Raw genomic sequence first — 16,735 nt, 5'->3', positions numbered from 1 at the left:
GGTCATCCATTATATAGATTGCAGGAGGCACTTGAAGGATATGGGAAAGAGACGTATATCGCTGATGAAGACCATAATTGGGGGCATGCTGTTTTTTGCTGCTATCCCGCCCGCAACATACTGGGGGTATGAGCATGCCTATGCTGCTGCCGATTCTGTGGTGCTGCGCTCCGTCAATGAAATGACACAGAAGCTGACCGGGGCGATGAGTAACCGCAGAGAGACGATTATCTTCACTTATCAGGGCAAAACAAATAAGCTGAAGAGCCAGGTACAGACGGCAATTGATCAGGCGATGGGAAGCGATCCGTATCTCTATTATATTATTGACAGCTACGCGTTCTCTTACCGGGGAAGCACACGCTCTGCCAATGTTACGGTTCAGGTAGAATATCGGGAGACGCTGCAGCAGACAGCATATGTTAACAAGCAGGTGAAGGCTATTCTGCAGGAATTAATTACCCCCGGGATGAACAATCATCAGAAAGTTAAAGTCATTCATGACTGGGTTGTGCTGCATTTGCAATATGATAATTCTTACCGTAAATATACGGCGTATGAGGGACTTCAGACGGGCAGTGCAGTATGTCAGGGGTATTCCCTGCTGACCTATAAGCTGCTGCTGGGAGCGGGTATCCCGAATAGAATTGTCGAAGGTACTGCGAGACCTGAGGGAGGGGTTGCCCAGTCGCATGCCTGGAATCTCGTGCAGCTGGACGGACTCTGGTATCATCTCGATACGACCTGGGATGATCCGGAGCCCAGTCCGGAAGGCGGGATCAGTACGGTGTACTACATGAGAACGGACGCCCAGATGCGCCGTGACCACAGCTGGACCAAGACGTATCCGGCTGCCTCAACCGGCTATGCCCAGACGCTGTCTCAACTGGTCAGCCGGGGCGGACAGGGGATAGACATATACAAGAAGCTGCAGGAGGTGCTGGATTACAGGCTGTATGAGGAGAATCAGGTGATCGTTTCGGCGGCAGATTTGAAGAAGCTTGCGCAGCAGGCGGCCGATTCCGGCCAACAATCGCTGCTGTTCCGTTACCGGGGCAGTGAGAAGCTGCTGAGGCAGGACCTGCAGGTGCTCTACGAGATAGGGCTGAATAATCTGGCGTTTAACAGTTCACCTTTTGACAATACAGGGGACCTTAAGGTATATGTGACTTGGAAATAAGAGTATTGAAAGGGATACAGTATGCTTTATCGCCATTGATCCGTCTCCGAGAAAAGAATGGTTTGAAGCTGATCGTCCGACGGGTCAAAGCGGACCATGACGAATACGCCAAATTCCCGGCCGGTCTTGCTCCGGATCCACAGCTTGAATTTCTCCTCCGCAAGCGTCGGCTTGATTTGAGTGCGGCCTACATGCTTATAATCAATAATCTCGGCATTGTATTTCTGCTGCGCTGCTTTCACCGCTATGACACCCCATTTAGCATAGTCTGGGGCGGCTGAACCCACCGGGCTGTTAAGGGTGAAAACAATCGCCAGCAGAGCGGTCATGTAAAATTTTCTCATGGGCAGTCTCCTTAGATTGGGAATACTCGTTAGTCTGCCCTGAAATAAAAATAACATCAGGACTGCAAACAAACAGGGATGTCTGCCGCGCCGACAGGCTGCGGGACATCCCTGTTTGTTGTAGTTCCGTATAATAAGCCAGGAGCGGCTTATGAATATTTTCCGAACCCGTCCTCGCATGTTATATCCGACTCAAGAAGGCCGTAAAGAGATTGCTTGGAATCCTCAAGATTTTTTTGAGCAGCTTCAATTTCAGATATCTTTTCTTTGATGATACGTGTTTGTTCTTCTTTGGAGATTCCATTCTTAGAGATCATGGATTTTATATCATTTATTGAGAATCCGACAGCCAAACAATTTTTGACAACACCCAGATGGCGAATGATTTCCACATCATAATTCCGGTAATTGTTCTCTTCTCTCAGGATATATTCATCCGTGATAATGCCCATTTTCTCGTAGTAACGGATGGTTGATATAGGCAGGTCAACAATTTTGGCTACTTTACTAATCTTCATGTTAATCACCCCGTTTTTCCCTCTTGCTATAAAGTATACTTCATAGTTTAAAATTCTTGTAGTGATGATAAAACCTATAGATAAAAGGAGAGAAATTTACATGAGTACAATCACTGGGAAATACCATACAACCAACGATTTCAATGAGATCGTCCTGGAGCGCCGTTCCGTGAAGGCCTATGATCCTGAAGTGAAAATCAGCCGGGAGGAAATGAGCGAAATTCTGGCGGAAGCCTCCCGTGCCCCATCTGCCATTAACATGCAGCCATGGCGTTTCCTTGTTATCGACAGCGCTGAAGGCAAAGAAAAGCTTGCCCCGCTGGCCTCCTTCAACCAGACACAAGCGCTGACCTCCTCGGCAGTTATTGCGGTATTTTACGATGCGAATAATATAGAATATATGGAGGAAATTTTCGGCAAATCTGTGGAACTTGGATACATGCCGCGCGAAGTCATGGATATGCAACTGCAACAGGTGAAGCCTTATTATGCTGCCATGTCCGCATCCGAGCTGCGTGATGTGAACCTGATTGACTCGAGCCTTATTTCAATGCAGCTGATGCTTGTTGCCCGTGCCCACGGATATGACACCAACCCGATGGCCGGTTATGAGAAAGACAAGATCGCGGAAGCTTTTGGCCTGGACAAAGACCGGTTCCAGCCGGTCATGCTGATCTCAATAGGAAAAGCAGCCAAAGAAGGCTACCCGTCCTACCGCCTGCCGGTTGAGACCATCACAACCTGGGCATAATCAACAGCCCCAAGTAGATATGCTTTAGAGCAAAAACATACTTAAACTTAATCCCCTGACGCAAAAAAAGACCGGTTCAGGCCACGATGATGTGGTCGAAGCCGGTCTTTTTGCTTAATGCCCAGAAGCATCCTAAATGGGGGATTAAGGGATAAATTCCTCTGATTCCGCCGAAAGTGAGCAATAAGGAGAAACCAAAGGTAAAAATCCCTCTGATTCGTCCGGAAGTGGGCGATATGGAGAAATCAAAGGTAAAAATCCCTCTGATTCCGCCGGAAGTGGGCGATATGGAGAAATCAAAGGTAAAATCCCTCTGATTCGACCGGAAGTGGGCGATATGGAGAAACCAAAGGGAAAAATCCCTCTGATTTTCCTGGACGTTGACGGAGGAGCAAATGAGGAGCATTAGTGCCCTTGATTTCCCAAAATGCGGGCCAAAGGAGCAAATGAGGAGCATTAGTGCCCTTGATTTACCCAAATGCGAGCCGAAGGAGCAAATGAGGAGCATTAGTGCCCTTGATTTCCCCAAATGCGAGCCAAAGGAGGAAATGAGGAGCATAAGTGCTGTTAGTATTAATCGTGGACACCCGTTAAGAGAATAGGGATAATGAGATTAACGAGGAGGTGCCCACATGAGTGGAACACGGAGAAGCTACAATGAAGAATATAAAAAACAGACCGTAAAGTATATCCAGGAGCAAACCAAGACGGTGGCAGAACTCGCCCTGGAACTGGACATCCCCGCCAAAACCCTGCACCAATGGCTGGGGAAGTACCGGTCGTTTCAGAGTGAGCCCATAGCCACCCCAGACAAAGTCAGAGAGTTGGAACGTCAACTGAAGGAACGCGACCAACAGGTGGCAGACCTGACGGAGGAAATGGCCATCCTAAAAAAAGCAGTGCACATCTTCAGCAACCCAAAGAACTGAGATTCCAGTTTATAGAAGATCATCGCTCCGAGTTCCCAGTGGAGAAGATGTGCAACGTCTTTCAGGTATCACGGAGCGGTTATTACAAATGGAGAACAGCGAAGCCCAGCCCCCAAGCCACCCGCAAAGCGTTACTGCTTAAGCGGATTACCTATCATTTTCACGACTCGCATGGTCGTTACGGTAGCCCCAAAATTACGGTTCTCTTGAAGCGTGAGGGGTACAAGGTAAGCGAACGCACAGTAGGAAAGTACATGAGAGAACTGGGCCTGCGCTCCTGTGTCGCGAAGAGGTTTCGCGTACACACGACCGACTCTAACCATCCTTTGCCCATTGCCCCTAACTTGCTGAACCAGCAATTCCAAACCGAAAAGCCAAACCAGGCGTGGGTCGCAGATATTACTTACATTCCCTGTCGGGAAGGGCGGATGTACTTGGCGAGCGTGCTGGACCTATGCACCCGGGAGATCGTAGGCTGGCGGCTGGGCGACCGGATGACCACAGACCTCGTACAGGGCGCTCTAGACGATGCCTACCAAGCGAAACGCCCCGGGAAGGGCTTGATTCACCATTCGGATCGAGGCTCGCAGTATGCCTCTGCAGACTACCGGGGACGCCTGGAGAAGTACCAGATGACTGCAAGTATGAGCCGCAAAGGGAACTGTTATGATAACGCCTGTATCGAATCTTTTCACAGCCTCTTGAAAAAAGAGTTTGTGTACTGGACTCGATTTAAAACAAAGAAGCAGGCCTATGATTCCATCTACCAATACATTGAATTTTTCTACAACTGTAAACGAATCCATGGGGCACTGGGTTACGTATCTCCGGTTCAGTTTGCAGCAACATTTAAGCGGAAAACCGCTTAGGTTCACGTCTACTTTCTTGACAGAGGTCCAAAGTGCCCTTGATTTCCCCGATTGCGGGCTAAAGGAGGAAATGAGGAGCATTAGTGCCCTTGATTACACTGGTTTTGCCTCAGATGCAGTCTGGATGGAGCAATATGAGGCGGCCTTAAAACTTGCATAAGCTGCACAGGTCGCACCGGCCGAATCGGTCGCATAAACTCCAGCTTTGTTCACCCATAAGGATGTTTTGTTCATTCAAATAGGCTAGGTGAATGAATTTATGAGTTACTAAGAGTTACTCTGCGTGAGTGCTCAGGTCACATTTGTCGAGCGGGACAATGCTGCTCTTGCGGAACCAGCCGTAGCCCAGCCAGATCAACAGGAACAGTGGTACGCTAACGTAAGAGACCAGAATGCCGTACCAGTCGATCTTGGAACCGGTGAAGGCGCCCATGTTCTGGCCGAATACGGCCACCATACAGAGCGCGAAGGCAAATAGCGGACCGAACGGGAACCATTTCGCCCGGTAAGGCAGTTCATCAAGCGAATGTCCCTGCTTGATGAAGGCGCGGCGGAAGCGGTAATGACAGACGGCAATCCCGAGCCAGTTGATGAAGCCGCACATCCCGGAGGCGTTCAGCAGCCAGTTGTAAACCGCGCCGTCTCCGAAGAAGGAGGCGAGGAAGGCCAGCATGCCGACAGCTGTGGTCACGAGCAGCGCGCCTACAGGCACGCCTCTGCGGTTCAGCTTGCCGAGGGCACGCGGAGCCATGCCGTCCTTCGCCATGGCGTACAGGACACGTGTAGAGGCATACATCCCGGAATTACCGGCTGACAGGACGGAGCTGAGGATGACGGCGTTCATTACTGAAGCGGCAATTGCCAGTCCGGCCTTGTTAAAGACGATCGTGAACGGGCTGACACCGATATCATCAATTCCGCCGCGGAGCAGATCGGGATTCGTGTATGGAATCAGCAGGCCGATTACGAGAATAGCGAAGATATAGAAGATCAGAATGCGCCAGAATACCTGGCGGATGGCCACAGGTACATTCTTGCGGGGATTCTCACTCTCGCCCGCAGCGACCCCGACCAGCTCCGTCCCCTGGAAGGAGAAGCCGGCGGCCATGAAGACCCCGACGAAAGCGAAGAAGCCGCCGTGGAACGAGCTGCCTCCAAGCTGGAAGTTGCTGAGTCCCACAGCCTTGCCGCCCATAATGCCGAAGATCATGAGGACTCCGACAACGAGGAAGACAACGACGGTGATGATCTTGATGATGGCAAACCAATATTCCGACTCGCCGTAACCGCGTGAGGAGAGGAAGTTCAGGCCGAACATGATCAGCAGGAACAACAGGCTCCAGAGCATGGAGGGGCTGTCCGGGAACCAGTATTTAATAATGACGGTAGCAGCCGACAGCTCTGCTGCTATCGTTACCGCCCAGTTGTACCAGAAGTTCCAGCCGATGGCGAAGCCGAAGGCGGGACTGACAAACCGGGTTCCGTACGTGCTGAAGGAACCGGAATCCGGCAAATAAGTCGCCAGCTCGCCGAGGCTGGTCATAAGGAAATAGACCATAATGCCGACTGCGGTATAGGCAAGCAGGGCTCCGCCCGGACCGGAGGAGGCGATCGCACCGCCGCTGGCCAGGAACAGGCCGGTTCCGATGGAACCGCCCAGGGCGATCATGGTCAGATGTCTTGCTTTGAATGTTTTGCGCAGGCCCGGAGTATTGGCGTTACCTGCCTGTACTGCCGGCTGCGTATCTTGCTTCGCTTGCATGAATAGGACACTCCCTTTAAGTTGTTGGTTCGGTTCACAGCGGGGAGTTGCCGCAGCCTGCTTGGCCCTGTGTCTTCTGCTTAGCGTTATGCACACAAAAAAACCGCAGACGGACGCTGCGGTTTCCTGATTATAGGCTCCGCATCATACTCCCTGTTAAGATAGCGCAACACGGTGCACTTCCCGCAGTTTCCTGACAGGCATGTACACGGTGACAGTTCCGCGCCTTTCGGCTGCGGCCCCAATCTGCACTGCTAAACTAAGAGCAGCAGTGCAGATTTCGGCGGATATTCCTTTCGGCGCGTATCATAGATGGCTCTTAGGCATCTCCACGCGCGTACTCTTTATATCCGCGACCTCTACCTCATCTTAGGTATGATGAGGCTATCTTTATACGATATGAACAACAGGAATCAGTATAATGCAACTTGGCCTTACAGGCAATGACAAAATACGGCAGGTTCACGTCAGGTCCGCCGGCGCTCAGACATCTGCTGCCAGACGGTGCCCGCAGCCTCTTCGCCGGACAGGATCCGCTCCAGCGCCATCTTGGCCTGCAGTCCGACCTCGAATTCAGGATCCTCGGCCGCAATGCTTAGGGCTTCCTGGGCTTCGGCCGTGCCGACCTCATACAGGAAGCGTGCCGCCCGCCAGCGCACCAGCTTGCTGGCATCACTCAGCGACGCCGTCATCACCGGCGTCGCTGCCGGGTCGCCGATGTCGGACAGCGTGTCGCCGGCGGTGCGCCGGACGGCGGGGGCGCTGTCCTGCATCGCCTCATAGAGCAGCTCCATCGCCCCTGGCGTGCGGATGTCGCCCAGGTACACGACCGCCAATCTGCGGATATGCAGCTTGGGGTCGTGCAGCGCCGTGCGCAGCTCCGGCAGGAGCTGCTCGCTCGGCGCCAGGTCCTCCAGCGCGGCGTAGCGCACGCGCCAGTCCGCATCCTGCAGGTCGCGCAGCAGCTCGGCCTGCTCTTTCTTGTGCCGCTGCTCGACGAACTCGCCGGCAGCCCCGTGCGCGATCGCCTGCTGCACGAGGGAGTCGAGGCGTTCCTGCGGATACGCCGCCTCCAGCTCCTGCTCGACCTCGCGCGCAATGTCTGCCGGCTCGCCGTAGCGTACGCCGTAATCGGTGAGCTTGCGCTCTTTGATCAGCACGGCGCTGGCCACATCGGTCACCGCCTGCGTGAAGCGGCTGGACAACGCGATGCGCTCTTCCTTCGCGCCGGTCTTGACGCGGATCTGAATCGGGATCGCGCGGAACATCTGCACGAACACCTGGGCTTCCCCGAAATGGGCGCCGGCGTTCTCATCGCTCAGGCTGAAATCGGCGGAAAGGCCGTCCGCGCCGAAGCGGTTCTGGACCTCGCGGAGAATAGCGGCCCAATCGGCACTGCCCTTGCGTTCCAGGGCAGCGAAATCGGCAGCATGATAGATACTTGTGACACCAGGGATTTCCAGCATATCCTGCGCCCAGGAAGGGGCAGAACGTCGGCTTTCCGGCGTATAGGTCCGGCGGATGCCGGGTTCCAGACTTTCGTCCAGATGAAGCTTCATCGTATTTGGACTTGGAGTCGGTTCAATAAATGTGATCTTCATACGTCAGCTCCTCTTTGATAAATGGCATAAGCACCGTGCTCTTTACCCGCATTTTACAACATTTCAGCTGCCAAACACAAAAGGGTAGAGGTCTGAATACCTTAAATTTTGAAATAATTTATAGATTGAGCTGTTGTTGTACATAGCAGACGTTTCCGTTTGGGCCAAATGGGTAACATTTGTAATGGGTGTCAGTATTCGTCTGTACACTCTTGTACGTACCTGCTCACACCTGTGATTTTGCAAACGGCCTTGCGGAACTCTATAGTTAAGGGTATCTGATCTGCCGTACACAAGAGATCCGGCAGAGCTGTCATAAGGAGTGGTTTCATCCATGGCTAGAATACGCTACAACAACATCGATAATGTAAGCACCGATAAAACGCTTAAGGAATTCCGCCAATGGCGCGAAGAACGCCGCCGGAAGAAGAAGGATTATACCTATAAAGTGCCGAATCATCCGCCGCAGCTGGCTTATCTGGCCGGGAACCGGCTGGATACGACGATTACGTGGATCGGGCACTCCACTTTTTTTCTGCAATATGAAGGGCTTAATATCATTACGGACCCGATCTGGGCGCGCAGACTGGGGTTTGAGAAGCGGATCGGTCAGCCGGGGATTCCGATTGAGGAGATTCCGCCGGTTGATCTTATTCTGATTTCCCATTCCCATTATGATCATCTGCATATCGCCTCCATCCGCAAATTGTACCGGGCAGGAACGACCCTCGTGGTGCCGGAAGGACTGAAGCGCAAAATGGTCCGCAAAGGGTTCCCGGACTGCCTGGAGATGCAGTGGTGGCAGGAGCTTACGCTGGGTGCCGTCAAGCTGACCTTCGTCCCGACCCAGCACTGGACCCGGCGGACACCGTTTGATACGAATTCCTCACACTGGGGCGGTTATGTGCTTCAGCCGGCGGATCCGCAGAAGCACCCTGAAGGCGAAGAGGGCAAGGGGCAGCGTAAGCTTCCGCCGAATCTGTATTTTGCCGGGGACAGCGGCTTCTTTCCGGGCTTCAAGGAGATTGGCAGCCGCTTTAAGCTGCATGTCGCACTGATGCCGATCGGCGCTTATGAGCCGGAGTGGTTCATGAACTCCCAGCATGTGAATCCCGAGGAGGCTGTGCAGGCATTCGTGGATGTGGGGGCGGAGCTCATGATTCCGATGCATTTCGGGACGTTCAGGCTGGCTGATGACACCGCGCGCGAAGCGCTGGACCGGATGGAGCTGGCACGTGCAGCACAGGGGATCAGCGAGGAACGCATCCGTACCTTAGGTTATGGTGAAACGCTGGTGTTGCATCCTGAGGACCGGCCTCCCGGACAATAACCGGAAGAGGCTGGCCGGAGAGCTGTTCCGCATAAGCCTTCTACTTAAATAAGAAATATACCTGGAACCAGGCAAAGATCCGCGCTGTGAAGCCAGAATAACGGGCCATTTGCCTTGATTTTATGCTATAATGAGCCGGAACCCTAAGTGAAAAGGATGGTAATGCTTAATGATTAGCACAAGCGGCGTAACACTCCGCTACGGAAAACGCGCACTATTTGAGGACGTAAACATAAAATTCACCCCCGGCAACTGCTATGGTCTGATTGGCGCGAACGGCGCCGGCAAATCAACCTTTCTAAAGATTCTGTCCGGAGAGATCGAAGCCAACATCGGCGATGTGCATATTACACCCGGCGAACGTCTGGCCATACTGAAACAGAACCATTTCGAGTATGATGAATTCCAGGTTCTGGAGACGGTAATCATGGGTCATACCCGCCTTTATGAAATTATGAAGGAGAAGGATGCCCTGTACGCCAAGAGCGACTTCACGGAAGCTGACGGTCTTCGCGCCGGTGAGCTGGAAGGCGAATTTGCTGAACTGAACGGCTGGGATGCAGAGCCTGATGCAGCTGCTATGCTGATCGGACTTGGGATCACACGTGAAATGCATGACAAACAAATGGCCGAACTCAGCGGCAACGAGAAGGTACGGGTATTGCTTGCACAAGCGTTGTTCGGACGCCCGAATAACCTGCTGCTCGATGAGCCTACCAACCATTTGGATCTCGAATCCATCGGCTGGCTGGAGAACTTCCTCATGGACTACGAAGGCACCGTTATCGTGGTATCCCATGACCGTCACTTCCTGAACAAGGTCTGCACGCATATTGCGGATATCGATTTCGGCAAAATCCAGATGTACGTCGGCAACTACGACTTCTGGTATGAGTCCAGCCAGCTGGCCCAGGCGCTGCAGCGCGATTCGAACAAGAAGAAGGAAGAGAAGATGAAGGAGCTGCAGGCCTTTATCCAGCGCTTCTCGGCCAATGCTTCCAAATCGAAACAGGCTACTTCCCGTAAGAAGCAGCTCGAGAAGATTACGCTGGACGATATCCGTCCTTCTAACCGTAAATATCCTTTCTTGAACTTCAAGCCTGAGCGTGAAGCCGGCAAACAGCTTCTTACGGTCAGCGGACTGAGCAAGTCGGTTGACGGTGAGCAGCTGCTGGATGAAGTCAGCTTTGTGGTGAACAAGGGTGACAAGATCGCTTTCGTAGGTCCATACTCTCAACCGAAATCGCTGCTGTTCGATGTGCTTATGGGCGAGAAGGAAGCAGATGCCGGTGAATATACTTGGGGGGTTACAACAACCCAGGCTTATTTCCCTAAGGATAACTCGAACTATTTCGACGGTGTGAACATGAACCTGGTAGAATGGCTTCGCCAGTATTCCAAGGATCAGGATGAAACGTTCCTGCGCGGATTCCTGGGCCGGATGCTGTTCGCCGGTGAAGAAGCGCTGAAGAAGGCGAGCGTACTGTCCGGGGGCGAGAAGGTTCGCTGCATGCTGGCCAAGATGATGCTTAACGGGGCGAATGTGCTAGTGTTTGATGAGCCTACCAACCACTTGGATCTGGAATCGATCACAGCGCTCAATAACGGTCTGATCGACTTTGACGGCACCATCCTGTTCACTTCACATGACCATCAGTTCATTCAGACGATCGCCAACCGCATCATTGAGATTACACCGGCAGGAATTATTGACCGCTCGATGAGCTATGATGAGTATCTGGAGAGTCCGGAAATTAAGGAAATGCGTGCCCGGATGTACCCGGTAGAGGCTTAGGAACTAGATATATGTATAATGGACAGTAATGAGTTCATACGAAAACGGCTGCGTCATCCCTGGAGGGATTACGCAGCCGTTTATGTTCAAAGATAAGGATTTATATGCTTCGCGCAATAAATGATCCTTATCTTTCTCGCTGAAACGGTACCGTCCTATAAAAGGACGGCAAAGCCGTTTCTACTTGCAAATGGAAGGTTTAGGATCCGCCAGTACGACGGCGTTGATTGTTTGGCTTCTTATTGTTCTGGCTTTTCAGCGGTTTCGCGGAACCGGCTTGAAAGGTTGACCCCGGTTTACCCGAAGCATGCTGTTTCTTCTGTTCAAGCTTCTGGCGGATCGCCTCGGCCAAATTAATTTTTGGTTTCTCATTGTTCTCGCTCATTATGTTAACCCCCTTAGGCAGCAAGTCCTTTTCCTTATTCTAATTGTTTTTAAATGCTGCCACAAGGGCAAGAATAACTCAAAGAAAGTTTTCCTGTATTTATGTGACAAGGATGGAGATTGACAGGGGGTGGCAGGGATGACCGATATTTATGAGGATATACGCAAAGGAGAAAAAGGCGCACTGGTCAGTATTGTCGCTTATCTGGTTTTGTCTGCTTTCAAGCTGGTCTGCGGCTACTTGTTTGCTTCCAGCGCACTCCTGGCAGACGGCTTCAACAATCTGACTGATATTGTGGCTTCACTTGCGGTGCTGATTGGTCTGCGTATCTCACGGAAGCCGCCGGATTCAGATCATACCTACGGGCATTTCCGGGCCGAGACGGTCGCTGCGCTGATGGCTTCTTTTATCATGGCGATGGTCGGCATTCAGGTTATTGTGGAAGCGGTGCGCTCCTTGTTTGAAGGGGCGAAGGCAACGCCGCAGCTCTGGTCGGCGGGAGTTGCCCTGGTGTGTGCCGTGGCCATGATGGGGGTATATATATATAACAAGCGTTTGGCGAAGCAGATTAACAACAATGCGCTGATGGCTGCAGCCAAGGATAATTTCTCGGATGCCATGGTTAGTATCGGAGCTGCTGTAGGTATTGTCGGAGCACAGTTCGGCCTCCCGTGGATCGATTCCGCTGCCGCTGTTGCGGTCGGATTGCTGATCTCCAAGACGGCCTGGGATATTTTCCGCGACTCCACTTACCGGCTGACTGACGGCTTTGACGAAGATAAACTGCTTGATCTGCGCAGCACCATTGCCCGGACACCTGGAGTAGAAGGCATCAAGGATTTGAAAGCACGTGTTCACGGCAATCATGTGCTGGTTGATGTAGTTGTAGAAGTAAATGCGCAGATGACTGTGATGGAGGGGCACGCCATCAGTGACTCCATCGAAGAGCGGATGAGTAAACTCCACAACATAATGAATGTGCAGGTTCACGTCGAGCCCAAAGACTAACATTCCTTAATTTCTCCTAGTTAGCTGTAATTTCCACCAAATCCAAGGAGAAATCGAGACTATAGACCTGGGTGTTACCATAAGATGGAAAGGTTTTTTGTGAAATTTGGAGCATGTTCCAAATCCCGGGCAAGCCTATAATGAGGGCAGAAAGCAACAAACGTAGCGCGCGCCGTTGTTGAATTCTCAATACGCTAAGCGGGGGAACGCTATGATCGTATCACATAAGAAACTGACAGCATCGTTACTGGTCTCAGCAACACTTGCACTATCCTTGGGAGTGTTAAATCCTCAGCAGTCCTTCGCCGACTCGGTTTCTTCCAATTCGGCCTTGGCTGCGTCAGCTATACAGACAGGTGTAATTGAATCTTCGGTCCGGCTGCGCACGACTCCATCTACTAGCGGTAAAGTATTAAGGTACCTCAGTAAGGGAGACCAGGTAACAATCCTGGAAGCGACTAACAGCTATTGGTACAAAGTTAGAACTGCAGACGGCGAGATCGGTTATACCAGTACGGGAGACCAATACATCAGTGTGATTACGGCCCCGTCCGCTACACCTGCAGCACATACAGCAGTCATCCAGTCCACAGTCCGTCTTCGGGAGACGCCTTCCACGAGCGGTAAAGTGCTGGGATACCTATACAAGAATGACCAGGTTACGATCCTGGAAGCGACTAACAGCTATTGGTACAAAGTAAGAACAGCTAACGGTACAACCGGTTATACAAGCTCGGAGGATCAGTATATTGAAGCAACGGCAACACCTGCTCCGGCGCCTGTACCTACACCGGTGCCAACACCTGCACCTACGCCAGTTCCAACGGCTCCGACTCAGGCGGCTGTAATTGAACGGGTAATTGCTGCGGGAATGGGCTACCTTGGCACACCGTATGAGTTCGGCTCCAGCCGGAATGATACCAGCACGTTCGATTGTTCCGATTTCATCCGCCAGATCTTCATGGACGCAGCGAATCTGAAGCTGCCTGCCGATTCACGGCAGCAGGGGGATTGGGTGAAACAGAACAGCGCCGTAGTAACGGACATTGCAGGGTTGAAACGCGGGGATTTGATGTTCTTCATGGATTATAAAGGAAGCTCGGCTTCTGCATATGCGGGAATCGACAAATCTGCAGCAAGAATTACGCATGTGGCGATGTATCTTGGAGACGGGCAGTTATTGCAGACCTATTCCGTATCTTCCGGCGGCGTAAGAGTAGACAAATTAAGCGCTTCTTGGGTGAATCGTTTCCTTTATGGAGGCTCGGTCATCCGCTAATGATAGATGTAGAGAGCATGAAGCGGCAGTAGTACAAGTTTGTGACGGGTGAACGAACTAGGGCGGATGTTTTGTGGGGTTATCCTTACAGTAGATTCTTCTACTGTAAGGATAACCCCTTTTCCTGTTTCACAGCAAAAAGGCCGTCAGGACTCAGGTCCACGGGCCTCTTGAGTATACGTTCGCGAAGTCATAGCAAAGGTAGCACATCAGCTGTTATGACTTCGCTTATCGCGTTAAGTATTTATGGAGTGATTATATAAGCGGAAGCAGGAACCTTAATCCAGGCTTTGCCCAGCCAGGTATACACTTCTCTCCACTCATTGCCCCAAGTATCGGTTGTGATTACACCTGTAGTATCAACCGTCTGTGCACCCAGCCAGCCGATAGGGGTTGTGCTGCCCACGGAAAGGTGGAAAGCGGTGATTTTGGTCAGGATAATCTGAGGAGTCGCTAGTTTAATATCTGCTGGTGTGATTACAGTGTCGAATGGCTCCAGGTATGTGCTTCCGCTTACAGTTACTGCTGTATCAGAAGTAGGTGTAGTAGTAGTTGTTGTACCTGTTACTTCAGCAGCTGAAGCTGTTGCTGCTATGGAAGCCATAAGACCCATTGCTACTGTTAAGCTGGCTAATTTTTTCATCGATGATTCCTCCTGATTTGGTTTAGTGGTTTACTTTTCCATGTTTGTGCTGTGCTAATAAGCATGTAAACATAAAGTGTATGGAATGAACCAAACGTCCGGATGAAATATTTTAATTTTGTTTTATGCCAGACTGCACATTGCTCTGATTCTGAGGCAAGTGACAACCTGAGAGGAAAGGCCTATACTTTCTGAAGGGTGAATAGGATATATCAAGCGGAGTAATGTGCAGACATGGAAATAAGCCCGGGGCTTCTCGTGGAAGCTCCAGGCTTAGCAGCACCGCTTGGGCTAAAGTTGGCTGAATGAAAGGCTACATTGACCGTCCCCTGCGTCCCATAAAGAGCGAAACAACGAAGAGAATCAGGAAGATGTAGAACAATACTTTGGCGATGCCTACAGCGGCCGCCACAATATTGAAGAAACCGAAGATACCGGCAATCAGAGCAACTACCAGCAGAATTACTGACCATCTTAACATGAGATGTCATCCTTTCTGTGTGGTGATGTAGTCATTGTTTAAACGGTGCCTATCATTTTGAAACAAATAGAAGGGGATGGTCATTAAGGCGCTTGACAATTTGTTTCGGCCTAATTCCGTAAGGGTAACTATGCAGTAACAGGCAGAGCCAAACGACATTATAAGACATTCGGAAGGGGTTATGGAAATGATCATTGAACTTAGCGTAGCACTAGTTGCTGTTGCATTCGCAGTCCTCGTATTCTTCTTAATTAAAACCTTGAAATCAGCGAAGGAATCCCTCGATAAGGTCAGTCAGACTCTGCAGGAAGTGCAAAAGACCATTGATGAGCTTACCTATGAAGTGAAAACAACGGTCAGACATGCCAACGATATCACTGCCGATGTTCAGGGCAAGATTCAGAAGATTGATCCTATTGTCGATTCTGTGAAGAACCTCGGTGACGTGATGAATGAACTGACACTGACCGTGAAGCAGGTTTCGGTAACCGTCATTGAGAAATTCCGCAAATCGCGTGAACTTAAGGATAAGGCCAAAGCTGTATCCATTGAAGAAGTTCCGCTTACTCCGTCCGAAGAAAGAACAATTCAATCCTATGATGCGGTAAATGCAAGCAAGTCCAAGGGTAAAATAGCAACAGCGCTTAAGGGCGTGGATGCTGCAGCCGCCATCTGGCAGAAGTTCCGCCATTAATCAGGTTAAGTAGCGCAGGGTTCAGGCCAAGGGCAATTACAGCTTATGAGAGGCGGGAGTTCACATGAAAATCGTTATTCTTTTGCTTAGTCTGCTTTCTCCCTTTATCACCATTCCGCCGCAAGCTGAGACTGTCCCTGCCGCTTCTTTCACTGCCGTGCAGCCACCGGTAGTACTCGCTTTCGAGCATAGTTTCAATACAGTTCCTTACATAAGCAGCTTTGAATCTCTGGCCGGGGTTACTCTATACATGCCGGAAGAAGCGCTGCTGCAGACCAAAGGTACCCCGCTGGAGATTACTCCGGACCCTTGGGGAGATTGCCTGGAATATCAATACGCTGACGTCTCCGCCGGTGTATGTGAGGGCATAGTCCTCTATGTACATGCTTCACCTTCCCAGGCAGAACAGTTCGGCCTGAATCTTAACGGCCAGGAGCTGAATCCCGTGACAACCAGCCTGCAAGAGACATTGGGGGCACCGGATTTTGAAGCCGAGGACGGCGATGTATATATAAGAGGAAGCGCTGCGCTTAAAGTCTACCGCAATATGAACACCGGAGAATGGGATGGTATTGATTTATTTGACGGAAATTCTTTCTGAGGCTGTTTCAAGGGCGGCAATTCAGGTTAATGAATGCTCAGTCATCTTTTATCTGCGTTGCCCTCTTAAACAATACAAGGAGAGTGATTTCATGGATTCAATCGGTACACAGGCGTATGCCAAGTTGCTGGAGAATGGTGTTCAGGCGATAGAAGAAGTGAATCGGCTGCGTAGCAGCGGTTATACAAGAGATGACCTCTACGTGATTAGTCACGATGAAGACCGCGAAGGCCGTATCGTGGATGCTGCAGACGTAAATGAGGTCGGGCTCAGCGAGGAAGGATTATTTGGCGCGATTGCCAACCTTTTCCGTTCACGCGGCGACGCCCTCCGTTTCAAGATTACTTCGCTGGGCTTCAGCGCGGCGGAAGCGGCATTTTATGAGAAAGAGCTCGATTTGGGTAAAGTTCTCGTTATTGCCAAAAGAAATCCGAAATAATTGCCGGTCAGCCTTGTTGGGTGACCTCTATAGTCCAATAGCGTAACCTCCAGCCCCACTACAAGCAGTGGGGCTGGAGGTTACTTTGTTGAAGACGAGGGCCTGATTCTCTTCCAATATCTTGAT

General features: G+C 51.1%; 18 protein-coding genes and 1 riboswitch. Of the genes, 11 read left to right on the top strand and 7 right to left on the bottom strand.

Features of this window, described 5'->3' with window-relative positions; genetic code table 11:
• Nucleotides 1-40 precede the first annotated feature (40 nt).
• Nucleotides 41-1,180: a transglutaminase domain-containing protein gene (locus PBOR_RS30525; protein ID WP_042217689.1), complete on the top strand. Its 1,140-nt coding sequence runs from the start codon at nucleotides 41-43 to the stop codon at nucleotides 1,178-1,180.
• Between the two features lie 26 nt (nucleotides 1,181-1,206).
• Here PBOR_RS30525 and PBOR_RS30520 read toward each other — a convergent pair whose 3' ends face one another.
• Nucleotides 1,207-1,524: a DUF3889 domain-containing protein gene (locus tag PBOR_RS30520; protein ID WP_052429711.1), complete on the bottom strand. Its 318-nt coding sequence runs from the start codon at nucleotides 1,522-1,524 to the stop codon at nucleotides 1,207-1,209.
• Between the two features lie 149 nt (nucleotides 1,525-1,673).
• Nucleotides 1,674-2,042, bottom strand: a complete 369-nt coding sequence (locus tag PBOR_RS30515) for a MerR family transcriptional regulator (RefSeq protein ID WP_042220102.1) — start codon at nucleotides 2,040-2,042, stop codon at nucleotides 1,674-1,676.
• A gap of 100 nt (nucleotides 2,043-2,142) precedes the next feature.
• Here PBOR_RS30515 and PBOR_RS30510 point away from each other — a divergent pair, with 100 nt between their 5' ends.
• The 3 genes from PBOR_RS30510 to PBOR_RS30495 all read left to right on the top strand — a co-directional run bounded on the left by PBOR_RS30510 (nucleotide 2,143) and on the right by PBOR_RS30495 (nucleotide 4,591).
• Nucleotides 2,143-2,793 (top strand): nitroreductase family protein, encoded by a 651-nt coding sequence (locus PBOR_RS30510; RefSeq protein WP_042217687.1) that lies wholly within the window; start codon nucleotides 2,143-2,145, stop codon nucleotides 2,791-2,793.
• Nucleotides 2,794-3,425: 632 nt separating this feature from the next.
• Entirely contained in the window at nucleotides 3,426-3,722 is a 297-nt protein-coding gene (locus PBOR_RS30500; RefSeq protein WP_042210202.1) for a transposase, read from the top strand.
• Entirely contained in the window at nucleotides 3,719-4,591 is an 873-nt protein-coding gene (locus PBOR_RS30495) for an IS3 family transposase (protein ID WP_157764190.1), read from the top strand. Before PBOR_RS30500 ends, PBOR_RS30495 begins: the two co-directional genes overlap by 4 nt.
• 274 nt (nucleotides 4,592-4,865) lie before the next feature.
• On the opposite strand, the gene PBOR_RS30490 is transcribed toward PBOR_RS30495, so the two are convergent.
• Nucleotides 4,866-6,353 (bottom strand): amino acid permease, encoded by a 1,488-nt coding sequence (locus PBOR_RS30490; protein WP_042217684.1) that lies wholly within the window; start codon nucleotides 6,351-6,353, stop codon nucleotides 4,866-4,868.
• A gap of 154 nt (nucleotides 6,354-6,507) precedes the next feature.
• A riboswitch (Lysine riboswitch) is annotated at nucleotides 6,508-6,723 on the bottom strand.
• A gap of 97 nt (nucleotides 6,724-6,820) precedes the next feature.
• Entirely contained in the window at nucleotides 6,821-7,954 is a 1,134-nt protein-coding gene (locus PBOR_RS30485) for a virulence factor (RefSeq protein ID WP_042217682.1), read from the bottom strand.
• 334 nt (nucleotides 7,955-8,288) lie between these two features.
• Between PBOR_RS30485 and PBOR_RS30480 the strand changes: the two genes are divergently transcribed.
• Both PBOR_RS30480 and PBOR_RS30475 read left to right on the top strand, forming a co-directional pair.
• Entirely contained in the window at nucleotides 8,289-9,284 is a 996-nt protein-coding gene (locus tag PBOR_RS30480; RefSeq protein WP_042217680.1) for an MBL fold metallo-hydrolase, read from the top strand.
• A 169-nt stretch (nucleotides 9,285-9,453) separates the two neighbouring features.
• On the top strand, nucleotides 9,454-11,079 hold the full coding sequence (locus PBOR_RS30475; RefSeq protein ID WP_042217679.1) for an ABC-F family ATP-binding cassette domain-containing protein: 1,626 nt from the start codon (nucleotides 9,454-9,456) through the stop codon (nucleotides 11,077-11,079).
• A gap of 199 nt (nucleotides 11,080-11,278) precedes the next feature.
• Here PBOR_RS30475 and PBOR_RS30470 read toward each other — a convergent pair whose 3' ends face one another.
• The gene (locus PBOR_RS30470; protein WP_042217677.1) at nucleotides 11,279-11,464 is read right to left on the bottom strand and encodes a hypothetical protein; all 186 of its coding nucleotides are present in this window, start codon (nucleotides 11,462-11,464) and stop codon (nucleotides 11,279-11,281) included.
• A gap of 138 nt (nucleotides 11,465-11,602) precedes the next feature.
• Between PBOR_RS30470 and PBOR_RS30465 the strand changes: the two genes are divergently transcribed.
• On the top strand, nucleotides 11,603-12,472 hold the full coding sequence (locus PBOR_RS30465) for a cation diffusion facilitator family transporter (protein ID WP_042217675.1): 870 nt from the start codon (nucleotides 11,603-11,605) through the stop codon (nucleotides 12,470-12,472).
• Between the two features lie 211 nt (nucleotides 12,473-12,683).
• The gene (locus PBOR_RS30460; protein ID WP_042217674.1) at nucleotides 12,684-13,751 is read left to right on the top strand and encodes a C40 family peptidase; all 1,068 of its coding nucleotides are present in this window, start codon (nucleotides 12,684-12,686) and stop codon (nucleotides 13,749-13,751) included.
• Between the two features lie 244 nt (nucleotides 13,752-13,995).
• Here the strand turns inward: PBOR_RS30460 and PBOR_RS30455 are convergent, their stop codons facing one another.
• Together PBOR_RS30455 and PBOR_RS36515 are read right to left on the bottom strand one after the other, a co-directional pair.
• A complete protein-coding gene (locus PBOR_RS30455; RefSeq protein WP_042217672.1) occupies nucleotides 13,996-14,394 on the bottom strand; it encodes a hypothetical protein in 399 nt (132 codons plus the stop codon).
• A gap of 313 nt (nucleotides 14,395-14,707) precedes the next feature.
• Nucleotides 14,708-14,875, bottom strand: coding sequence for a DUF1328 domain-containing protein (locus PBOR_RS36515; protein ID WP_039309270.1), 168 nt, complete (start codon nucleotides 14,873-14,875; stop codon nucleotides 14,708-14,710).
• A 187-nt stretch (nucleotides 14,876-15,062) separates the two neighbouring features.
• Here PBOR_RS36515 and PBOR_RS30445 point away from each other — a divergent pair, with 187 nt between their 5' ends.
• The 3 genes from PBOR_RS30445 to PBOR_RS30435 all read left to right on the top strand — a co-directional run bounded on the left by PBOR_RS30445 (nucleotide 15,063) and on the right by PBOR_RS30435 (nucleotide 16,609).
• The gene (locus PBOR_RS30445; RefSeq protein ID WP_042217670.1) at nucleotides 15,063-15,569 is read left to right on the top strand and encodes a DUF948 domain-containing protein; all 507 of its coding nucleotides are present in this window, start codon (nucleotides 15,063-15,065) and stop codon (nucleotides 15,567-15,569) included.
• 64 nt (nucleotides 15,570-15,633) lie between these two features.
• Nucleotides 15,634-16,170: a hypothetical protein gene (locus PBOR_RS30440; RefSeq protein WP_052429710.1), complete on the top strand. Its 537-nt coding sequence runs from the start codon at nucleotides 15,634-15,636 to the stop codon at nucleotides 16,168-16,170.
• 91 nt (nucleotides 16,171-16,261) lie between these two features.
• A complete protein-coding gene (locus PBOR_RS30435) occupies nucleotides 16,262-16,609 on the top strand; it encodes a YflT domain-containing protein (protein ID WP_042217668.1) in 348 nt (115 codons plus the stop codon).
• Nucleotides 16,610-16,735: the final 126 nt, after the last annotated feature.

It is taken from the genome of Paenibacillus borealis (assembly GCF_000758665.1).
Taxonomy (GTDB): Bacteria; Bacillota; Bacilli; order Paenibacillales; family Paenibacillaceae; genus Paenibacillus_AQ; species Paenibacillus_AQ borealis.
Note: the sequence above shows the minus strand (reverse complement) of the source record. Positions and strands in the feature narration are given on the sequence as shown.

Bases quoted from the DNA above. Each gene is read 5' to 3' on its own strand.
- PBOR_RS30445 (WP_042217670.1), top strand. From the start codon at position 15,063: ATGATCATTGAACTTAGCGTAGCACTAGTTGCTGTTGCATTCGCAGTC.
- PBOR_RS36515 (WP_039309270.1), bottom strand. From the start codon at position 14,875: ATGTTAAGATGGTCAGTAATTCTGCTGGTAGTTGCTCTGATTGCCGGT.
- PBOR_RS30515 (WP_042220102.1), bottom strand. From the start codon at position 2,042: ATGAAGATTAGTAAAGTAGCCAAAATTGTTGACCTGCCTATATCAACC.
- PBOR_RS30465 (WP_042217675.1), top strand. From the start codon at position 11,603: ATGACCGATATTTATGAGGATATACGCAAAGGAGAAAAAGGCGCACTG.
- PBOR_RS30460 (WP_042217674.1), top strand. From the start codon at position 12,684: ATGATCGTATCACATAAGAAACTGACAGCATCGTTACTGGTCTCAGCA.
- PBOR_RS30475 (WP_042217679.1), top strand. From the start codon at position 9,454: ATGATTAGCACAAGCGGCGTAACACTCCGCTACGGAAAACGCGCACTA.
- PBOR_RS30440 (WP_052429710.1), top strand. From the start codon at position 15,634: ATGAAAATCGTTATTCTTTTGCTTAGTCTGCTTTCTCCCTTTATCACC.
- PBOR_RS30510 (WP_042217687.1), top strand. From the start codon at position 2,143: ATGAGTACAATCACTGGGAAATACCATACAACCAACGATTTCAATGAG.
- PBOR_RS30520 (WP_052429711.1), bottom strand. From the start codon at position 1,524: ATGAGAAAATTTTACATGACCGCTCTGCTGGCGATTGTTTTCACCCTT.
- PBOR_RS30470 (WP_042217677.1), bottom strand. From the start codon at position 11,464: ATGAGCGAGAACAATGAGAAACCAAAAATTAATTTGGCCGAGGCGATC.
- PBOR_RS30485 (WP_042217682.1), bottom strand. From the start codon at position 7,954: ATGAAGATCACATTTATTGAACCGACTCCAAGTCCAAATACGATGAAG.
- PBOR_RS30525 (WP_042217689.1), top strand. From the start codon at position 41: ATGGGAAAGAGACGTATATCGCTGATGAAGACCATAATTGGGGGCATG.
- PBOR_RS30490 (WP_042217684.1), bottom strand. From the start codon at position 6,353: ATGCAAGCGAAGCAAGATACGCAGCCGGCAGTACAGGCAGGTAACGCC.
- PBOR_RS30480 (WP_042217680.1), top strand. From the start codon at position 8,289: ATGGCTAGAATACGCTACAACAACATCGATAATGTAAGCACCGATAAA.
- PBOR_RS30435 (WP_042217668.1), top strand. From the start codon at position 16,262: ATGGATTCAATCGGTACACAGGCGTATGCCAAGTTGCTGGAGAATGGT.
- PBOR_RS30500 (WP_042210202.1), top strand. From the start codon at position 3,426: ATGAGTGGAACACGGAGAAGCTACAATGAAGAATATAAAAAACAGACC.
- PBOR_RS30455 (WP_042217672.1), bottom strand. From the start codon at position 14,394: ATGAAAAAATTAGCCAGCTTAACAGTAGCAATGGGTCTTATGGCTTCC.